Raw genomic sequence first — 8,235 nt, forward strand, 5'->3', positions numbered from 1 at the left:
GTCAGGGCGCCTCGGTGCGTTCGGCGACGCGAAGAATGGCGCTGCGCGAGCGCGGATTGCCTCTTACCTCGGCGTCGGAGGGCTTGATGCGCTCCAGGGCGCGCAGTTTCATGACCTTCGGGGCGGCAAACGGCGCACGGCGGTCGTAGACCTCCTTCGAGTGCTTGGCGATGAACTGCTTCACGATGCGGTCTTCCAGCGAATGGAAGCTGATCACCGCGAGCCGCCCGTGGGGCTTGAGCACGGACAGGCTGGCCTCTAGCGCCTGTTGCAGCTCTTCAAGCTCGGCGTTGATGAAAATCCGAAAAGCCTGAAATGTGCGCGTTGCAGGGTTCTGGCCCTGCTCGCGGGTTTTGACCGTGCCAGCCACGAGCTCGGCCAGTTCGGTGGTGGTTGAAATTGCGCCCCGTTCTTGTCTGCGAGCAACAATCGCCTTTGCAATCTGAACAGCAAACCGTTCTTCGCCATAGTCACGGATCACCTCTGCAATTTGTGGAAGTTCGGCCGTTGCCAGCCATTCGGCCACGCTCTCGCCGCGCGTGGTGTCCATGCGCATGTCGAGCGGACCGTCGAAACGAAAACTGAAACCGCGCACCGGGTTGTCGATCTGCGGCGAACTCACGCCCAGGTCCATCAGCAAGCCGTCGACGCTCGCATCGGGCAATTCGCCCAGCGAGCGGAATCCCTGATGGCGGATGGAAAAACGCGCATCGGAGATGCGCGCTGCTTCGGCCACTGCTTCTGCATCCTTGTCGAATGCGATCAGCCTGCCCTCCGGCGCCAGCCTGGAGAGAATTGCACGCGCATGCCCTCCCCGACCGAAAGTGGCGTCCACGTAGGTGCCGGTTGCCGCCGTGCTGCCGGAAAGAACGGCTTCCACCGCCTCGTTCAGCAAGACGGTCGTATGGGTCCATGCGGTGTTCACGTGAGCCCTCAGAACGCGAAGTCCTGAAACACATCCGGCATCTCGCCCTGGGTGGCCTCGGCCTCCTTGGCCTCGTAGGTGGCCTTGTCCCACAGCTCGAAGTGGTTGCCCATGCCCAGCAGCAGCGTGTCGCGCACGATGCCGGTGGCCGCGCGCAGTTCGGGCGACACCAGGATGCGGCCGGTGCCGTCCATCTCGACGTCCATGGCGTTGCCCAGGAAGACGCGCTTCCACCACTGCGCCGACATCGGCAGCGCAGCGATGCGCTCGCGGAATTTTTCCCATTCGGGACGGGGGAACACCATCAGGCATCCGTGCGGATGCTTGGTGATCGTGAGCTGGCCGCCTGCCGTCGCGCTCAGGACGTCACGGTGCCGGGTCGGCACGGAGAGCCGCCCCTTGGCATCCAGACTGAGCGATGAAGCGCCTTGAAACACGACCACGAAACCCCTGTTTTGGGAGTGCTGCGGCACCTGAAAGAGGCACTACCCGCACTTTTTCCCACTTAACTGCACTTTTTTGCACTGTAGCAGGAAACACTTCAGAAGCAACTGGCCGTTTGGGCTATTTTTTGTAATGGAATCAACGACTTAGCGCCGATTCCAAATCCTCGGAATCGGCGAATTTCGTTGAGAATGAAGTACTTAGCCCACGCAGTGAAAGTGATGCGTGAAGGATTCCCCCGTTACAGGGGGAGGAGAAGCGGCTTCAGAGGATGAAGCGCGAAAGGTCTTCGTCGTGACTTAGTGCCGCGAGGCGCTCGTCGACGTAGGCGGCATCGATGCGGATCGATTGCCCTTCGAGGCGGGTCGCGTCGAAGCTTACCTCATCCAGCAGGCGCTCCATCACGGTCGACAGGCGGCGCGCGCCGATGTTCTCCGTGCGCTCGTTCACCTCGAAGGCGATGGCGGCCAGCCGGTTCACGCCCTCGGGCGTGAATTCGAGCGTCACGCCCTCTGTGGCGAGCAGCGCCTGGTACTGCTTCACGAGCGAAGCGCGGGTCTGCGTGAGGATGCTTTCGAAGTCCGACACGGAGAGCGACTGCAGCTCGACGCGGATCGGAAAGCGCCCCTGCAGCTCTGGAATCAGGTCGCTCGGCTTGCTCAGGTGGAACGCGCCGCTCGCAATGAACAGCATGTGGTCGGTGCGCACCACCCCGTACTTGGTGGTCACGGCCGTGCCTTCCACCAGCGGCAGCAGGTCGCGCTGCACGCCCTGGCGCGACACGTCGGAACCCTGGGCTTCGCTGCGGGTGGCGACCTTGTCGATCTCGTCGATGAAGACGATGCCGTTCTGCTCCGCGTTGGTGATGGCCTGCGCGCGGATCTCGTCCTCGTTGACCAGCTTGGCAGCCTCTTCGTCGATCAGCAGGCGCATCGCCTCGGCGATCTTGAGCTTGCGCGTCTTGCGCTTGCCGCCGCCGAGCTGGCCGAACATGCCGCGCAGCTGCTCGGTCATTTCCTCCATGCCGGCCGGGCCCATGATTTCGAGCGGGGCGCGGGCCTCGGCGAGGTCGAGTTCGATTTCCTTGTCGTCGAGCTGATGCTCGCGCAGCTTCTTGCGGAACGCCTGGCGCGTGGGACTGGGGCCGTCCAGCGCAGGCGTTGCGCCGTCGGCGCCGCGCGCCGGGGGCAGCAGCACATCGAGGATGCGTTCTTCGGCGGCGTCTTCGGCACGCGCGCGCACCTTGATGCTCTCGGATTCGCGCGTCTGCTTGACCGCGATCTCGGCGAGGTCGCGGACGATCGAATCGACGTCCTTGCCGACGTAACCCACCTCGGTGAACTTGGTGGCCTCGACCTTGATGAAGGGCGCGTCGGCCAGGCGAGCGAGGCGGCGGGCAATTTCGGTCTTGCCCACACCCGTGGGGCCGATCATGAGGATGTTCTTCGGCGTGATCTCGTGGCGCAGCTTGTCGTCGACCTGCTGGCGGCGCCAGCGGTTGCGCAGGGCGATGGCCACCGCGCGCTTGGCGGCCGGCTGGCCGACGATGTGGTTGTCGAGCTCGGAGACGATTTCCTGGGGGGTCATGGACATGGTCAGAGCGCTTCCACCGTGTGATTCATGTTCGTGTAAATGCAGATTTCTCCGGCGATCGCCAGCGATTTGCGCACGATCTGCTCGGCCGAGAGCTCGGTGTTCTCGATCAGTGCCTTGGCCGCCGACTGGGCATACGCGCCGCCCGAACCGATGGCGATCACGCCGTCCTCGGGCTCCAGCACGTCGCCATTGCCGGTGATGATGAGCGAGGTGGTCGCGTCGGCCACGGCGAGCATGGCTTCGAGCTTGCGCAGCACGCGGTCGGTGCGCCAGTCCTTGGTGAGCTCGACGGCCGCCCGGGTCAGGTGCCCCTGGTGCTTTTCGAGCTTGGCCTCGAAACGCTCGAAGAGCGTGAAGGCATCGGCCGTGGCGCCGGCGAAGCCGGCGAGCACCTTGCCGTGATAGAGCCGCCGCACCTTGCGCGCCGTGCCCTTGATGACGATGTTGCCGAGAGTGACCTGCCCGTCCCCGCCGATGGCGACCTGGTCGCCTTGGGGGGTCTTGCGGCGCACGCTCACGATGGTGGTGCCGTGAAACTGTTCCATCGCAGCCATCTGGGGGTGTGCGGCGGCAATGCAACCGCCGAGAAGCGGTACCGGTTTAGTTTTTTCTAACCGCCACCGTGGCGTGATCGGCAATGCCTACCAGATTGAACAGCGCGGCGATGAGCCGATGCGCGTCGACGAACTGCACGCGCTCGCCGTTGGCATCGCGCGCACGCACCCAGCTCAGCAGCGTGCCGGCGGCGGCCAGGTCCATGCGCAGCAGCGCCGCGCAGGATATGACGGGCGCCGTGGTGTGGCGCAGGTCGTTGTCCAGCCGCTGCCAGTTCGACAGCGACTCTCCCCGCAGGTCGCCCGCCAGCGCGGCAAAACCGCTGTCGGTGGACGGGAAGCTCTCGGAATCACCGCCGACCGACAGCAGCGACCAGACCGAGTTGGACCGACTTGCGGGCGGCGCGGCCAGCGTGGTGCACTCGCCGCACGGGTCCTGCCAGGCGGGCGGCGACACCTCGTAGGTGATGCAGTAGTTGAGCGCGACCAGCTCGAAGTCGTCGGGCAGATGCATCATGCGCAGCGCCGCGAGGTGCAGTTGCCACCAGACGTCGTCGGTGCCGCGCTCGTTGTTGGGCGCAGCCTCGGACAACACGGCCAGCAGTTGCGCCGTGCCCATGAAGCGCAGCTGGACCGGCGAACCGGCCCAGTGGGCGAACAGCACGCGCAACGGCGCGGCCGCCTCGGGCTCGATGGCGTGCAGCCCGCGCCAGTCGAGCGTCCACACCGCGCCCGCCTTCGAGAGCGCACGGGTGAGCTCCATGAGGCCTTCGCGCGCCAGGCGCGCGGGGCAAGTCCAATCGGCATGGGCGGCGCCGCCTTCGGCAGCCGCCTCGGCGGCCTCTTCGCTGGCGGTCACGGCCTTGACGCTGCGGGCCAGCTCTTCGAGCGACACCCAGTCAGGGCCCATGCGCCGCATGCGTTGCGCGTAGCGCATGCGGGCGGCCGCGAACTTCGCGGCATCGCCCGTTGCGCGGTACAAATCGAACAGGGCGCGCCAGCGGCCGTCGTCGCGTTCGGCGGCGGGGTTGTCGTGGCCGTCCTCGGTGGCCGGCGCGCTCTCGGAGGCCAGGGCCTGCAGGAGGATGGCTTCGGCACCGGTGTCGTCGCCGTGCGCGAAGCGGATCACCGCTTCTTCCAGCGCGCCGTCGTGCGCGAGGCGAGACGACATCAGCGGCACGTCGCCGGCAGCCGCGGCCGGGCTGCTGCTGGCTTCAGCGGCCGCGGGGACAGGCAAGTGTCCGGCAGGCTCGGCCAGCAGTTCGTCGGTATGCACCGGCGGCAGCGTCTCGGCCCCGGCGTCGGGCGGCGGGTTGACCAGCGTTTCGCCGTTCGGGCCCCGCCCCTTCCACCACTGCTGCGACATCTGCTGCTCGATCTCGTCGATCTTCTTGAGCGTGAGCGCGCGGCCGTCCGATCCCTCGGAGGAACTGTTGAGGTTGAACGAGGACGGCGTGACCGTCGCCTCGAAGGCATGGGCCGCAGCTTCGCGCTGGCGCAGCTTGCGCAGCATGTCGAACTCGCGCCGGCGCACGAAATCGTTGCGCTGGCGCCGCTCGATCATCTCCTTCAGCATCTCGCGGCTGTAGGTCTGGGCGGGCAGCGAGGAGTCCGAGGTCGAGGCGGCGGCAGGGGCATCCAGCTCCGACCAATCCTTCAGGGGATTGCGGACAAACTTGGCCACCTTTGAGAAAAGGCGGCCCGATTCTTCCTTTGGCATTCGGCGAAGGCTATCGAAGACGCTGGTTTCTATCTACCTTGACCCCGTGTCAATCCCCGAACATCTTCTGCTTGAGCTCGCGGCGCTGCTGCGCTTCGAGCGACAGCGTCGCGGTCGGGCGGGCCAGCAGGCGGCCCACGCCGATGGGCTCGCCGGTTTCGTCGCAATAGCCGTAGTCGCCGGCGTCGATGCGCTGGATCGACTGCTCGATCTTCTTCAGCAGCTTGCGTTCGCGGTCGCGCGTGCGCAGCTCGAGGGCGTGTTCTTCCTCGATGGTGGCGCGGTCGGCCGGGTCGGGCACGACCACCGTGTCTTCACGCAGGTGCTCGGTGGTCTCGCCGGCGTTCTCGAGGATGCCGCGCTTGAGTTCTTCGAGCTTCAGGCGGAAGAACGCCATCTGCTTTTCGTTCATGTACTCGTCGTCGGGCATGGCGATGACTTCGGCATCGCTCAGCTCGGCGGGCGTCTTGGTCTTCCAGTTGTTGGCCAGCTTCGGGTCTTTCTTCACGGCCAGTGGCGGTGGCGGCACCAGCGCGTTGGAAGGCGCCTGCGAGAAGCTGGACTTGGCGGCGGTCGATGCCACGGATTGCGGCATCGAGGGCACGGTCAGTTGCGACAGCCGGGACACACGGCCACCACGCGCGGCGGGTGCGGGCGTGGCGGTTTGAGCGGGCATCGAGGGTGTCGCCGGGGCGGAAGTGGAGGCGGCAGCCGTTTTTTTCATGGGGATCGAGGGAGCAGAAGGAGCGGCAGCAGGGCGGCCGACGGGTTTGGATGACGATGAGCCCGCGCCTGCGGTCCTGGTGGCGGCAGTTGCAGGCTTGGCGGACTTCTTGGTCGCAGCGGTCACGGCCTTGGCCGGTGGTGCTGCGGGCTTTTTGGACGGCGCGCTTTTCTCCTTCGCGACAGGGCCATGTGCGGTGGCAGAAACCTTCTTGGCCGCAGGTACAGCCTGCTTCGCAGCCGGCGCCTTCTTTGCGGCGGGCTTGGGTGCTGGCGTGGCCTTGGCGGCGGGTTTCTTCACGGTGACTGGCTCCTTGGACGAACTGGAACGCGCTTTCACTGGGTGTCTCCTCCCATGGGAGCCCCTTGCAGCTTTCAGGCCACGCAGGCTCCCCGTTGTCGGGGTGCTCGCCAGCGGCGAACCCCGGGGTTATACCCCCGAAAGCCCCCCAGTAACGTATGGCGCCCCGTGCCGGAAGTCACATCTTGCCCATGGGAACTGGACATGGCTGCCGGAACAGGCGCGCGATTGTATAGAGAACTCACAGGCGTGGGCGATGTCCTGGCGTGCCGGCCAACTCCGTTAGCATCGCCCCGCGCTGCCTGAGGGGGCAGCGCGGGGCCCGAGCCTTTGCCCATATGGCGGCCGGGCTTATCCGATCATTCGCAAAAAGAAAGCAAGCCTTGAACAAGAAAGCAGTTTTGGGAGTCCTGGCCGCGGCCATCGCCGTCGCCTACGGCGGCAGCACCTGGTGGGCCGGTTCGCAGATCAAGTCGCGTTACGACACCGCATTCGACGAGCTGCCGAAGCAGACCGCGCTGGTGCGCGTGGCCGAGCGCAAGTACGAACGCGGCTTCCTCGGCGCCGTCAGCACCGTGACGCTGGAAATCGGCTGCGCGCCCGATGCCGCCGCGGCCGTCGCCAGCAAGCCCGCCGAGGGCGACGAAGCGGAGGAAGACGACGAGGAGGACGCCGGCATCAAGCCGCCGAAGCAGTTGCGCCTCACCATCCGCGACACCATCCACCACGGCCCGCTGGCCGGCGGCACGCTGGCGGCGGCCACCATCGACAGCGAGCTGGTGCTCGACGCCAAAGTGCAGGCCGATGTCGAGAAGTTCTTCGGCAAGACAAAGCCCCTGACCGCGCACACCAAGGTCGGCTTCAGCGGCGCCGTCACGACCGACCTGACCGTCGCGCCCGTCAAGCTGGCCGAGGAAGGCAAGGGCCGGCTCGACTGGCAAGGCGCGCAGGCCCGCGTGGAAGTGAACGCAGCACGCACCCAGGCGCGCTACGACCTCACCGTGCCCGGCCTGGACTTCAGCGACGCGCGCAGCGGCATCACCATGAAGATGGGCAAGCTCACCGCCAAGGCCGACATGGACAGCAGCGCCGGCTGGTTCCTTGCCACCGGCAAGAGCGAAGGCCGGCTCGACACCCTCGAATTCGCCATCAAGAAGAAGGCAGCCGCTGACGGCGCGGCTGCGGCCGAAACACCGAAGGCGCTGCCGACCGTCGTGCTCCAGGGCATCGACCTGCTGGCCGACGCGAGCATCAAGGACGGCCTCTACACGTCGAGCGGCACGCTCAAGGGCGCCGGCAAGATCGGCGAAACCAAGATCGACAAGTTCGAGCTGACCAGCAGCGCGCGCCGCATCCATGCCGCCGGCTACAAGAAGCTGGCCGACGCCTGGATGCAGTCCGGTGCCGTCAACGGCTGCGGCAAGGGCGGCAGCAAGGCCTCCCAGGCAGCGATGCAGGCGCTGGCCGAGCAGCTCGCGCCCGACCTCAAGGCCATGGCCAAGTACGCCCCCGAGGCCGGCCTCGACAGGATGCTGGTCGAGATCGACGGCAAGCGCGGCGAACTCGGCTACACGGTCAGCATGGCCGGCGTGACGGACGAAGACCTGCAACTGCCGGGCACCGCGCTGATGATGAAGCGCGGCGCACTCAAGGCCCATGCGCGCCTGCCCATGAAGTGGCTGGAGAAGCTGGCCGAAACCGGCGCCGAGAGCGGCCAGACGCCCCCGCCCGAAATGGTGGCCGGCCTGGTCGAGCAAGGCGAGGCCATGGGCTTCGTGAAGCGCGACGGCGACGACGTGACCGGCCAGGTCGAGTTCAGCGACGGCAGCCTGAAGGTCAACGGCAAGCCGCTGGGCGGCATGGGCAGCGCGGGCAAGTAAGCCGCGGTGTTTCTCCCTCCCCTCTGGGGGAGGGCCGGGGTGGGGGCACGACGGCCTCCGAAAAAAGCGCAGAGCCCGATCGAAGGCCTGCC

7 protein-coding genes are annotated in these 8,235 nt (G+C 66.6%); 1 reads left to right on the forward strand and 6 read right to left on the reverse strand.

Translation table 11 applies throughout. The annotated features are described in order from the left end of the window. Position 1 precedes the first annotated feature (1 nt). The 6 genes from rsmH to dksA all read right to left on the reverse strand — a co-directional run bounded on the left by rsmH (position 2) and on the right by dksA (position 5,915). On the reverse strand, positions 2–925 hold the full coding sequence (gene rsmH, locus PMI12_RS11840; RefSeq protein ID WP_007832459.1) for a 16S rRNA (cytosine(1402)-N(4))-methyltransferase RsmH: 924 nt from the start codon (positions 923–925) through the stop codon (positions 2–4). Positions 926–933: 8 nt separating this feature from the next. After that, positions 934–1,362 (reverse strand): division/cell wall cluster transcriptional repressor MraZ, encoded by a 429-nt coding sequence (gene mraZ, locus PMI12_RS11845; RefSeq protein ID WP_012746060.1) that lies wholly within the window; start codon positions 1,360–1,362, stop codon positions 934–936. 271 nt (positions 1,363–1,633) lie between these two features. Beyond that, complete coding sequence (gene hslU / locus PMI12_RS11850) at positions 1,634–2,962, reverse strand: ATP-dependent protease ATPase subunit HslU (RefSeq protein WP_007832463.1); 1,329 nt, start codon at positions 2,960–2,962, stop codon at positions 1,634–1,636. Between the two features lie 2 nt (positions 2,963–2,964). After that, on the reverse strand, positions 2,965–3,510 hold the full coding sequence (hslV, locus tag PMI12_RS11855) for an ATP-dependent protease subunit HslV (RefSeq protein ID WP_007832466.1): 546 nt from the start codon (positions 3,508–3,510) through the stop codon (positions 2,965–2,967). Between the two features lie 55 nt (positions 3,511–3,565). Further along, entirely contained in the window at positions 3,566–5,203 is a 1,638-nt protein-coding gene (locus tag PMI12_RS11860; protein ID WP_237726082.1) for an STAS domain-containing protein, read from the reverse strand. Between the two features lie 85 nt (positions 5,204–5,288). Then, positions 5,289–5,915 carry an RNA polymerase-binding protein DksA gene (gene dksA, locus PMI12_RS11865; RefSeq protein WP_007832472.1) on the reverse strand — a complete coding sequence of 209 codons (627 nt, stop codon included), beginning with the start codon at positions 5,913–5,915 and terminating at the stop codon, positions 5,289–5,291. 731 nt (positions 5,916–6,646) lie between these two features. Between dksA and PMI12_RS11875 the strand changes: the two genes are divergently transcribed. Continuing rightward, positions 6,647–8,143, forward strand: a complete 1,497-nt coding sequence (locus PMI12_RS11875) for a YdgA family protein (protein ID WP_237726083.1) — start codon at positions 6,647–6,649, stop codon at positions 8,141–8,143. Positions 8,144–8,235 lie beyond the last annotated feature (92 nt).

The sequence above is a fragment of the Variovorax sp. CF313 genome, from assembly GCF_000282635.1.
GTDB lineage: Bacteria > Pseudomonadota > Gammaproteobacteria > Burkholderiales > Burkholderiaceae_C > Variovorax.

Bases quoted from the DNA above. Each gene is read 5' to 3' on its own strand.
- hslU (WP_007832463.1), bottom strand. From the start codon at position 2,962: ATGTCCATGACCCCCCAGGAAATCGTCTCCGAGCTCGACAACCACATC.
- dksA (WP_007832472.1), bottom strand. From the start codon at position 5,915: ATGCCCGCTCAAACCGCCACGCCCGCACCCGCCGCGCGTGGTGGCCGT.
- hslV (WP_007832466.1), bottom strand. From the start codon at position 3,510: ATGGAACAGTTTCACGGCACCACCATCGTGAGCGTGCGCCGCAAGACC.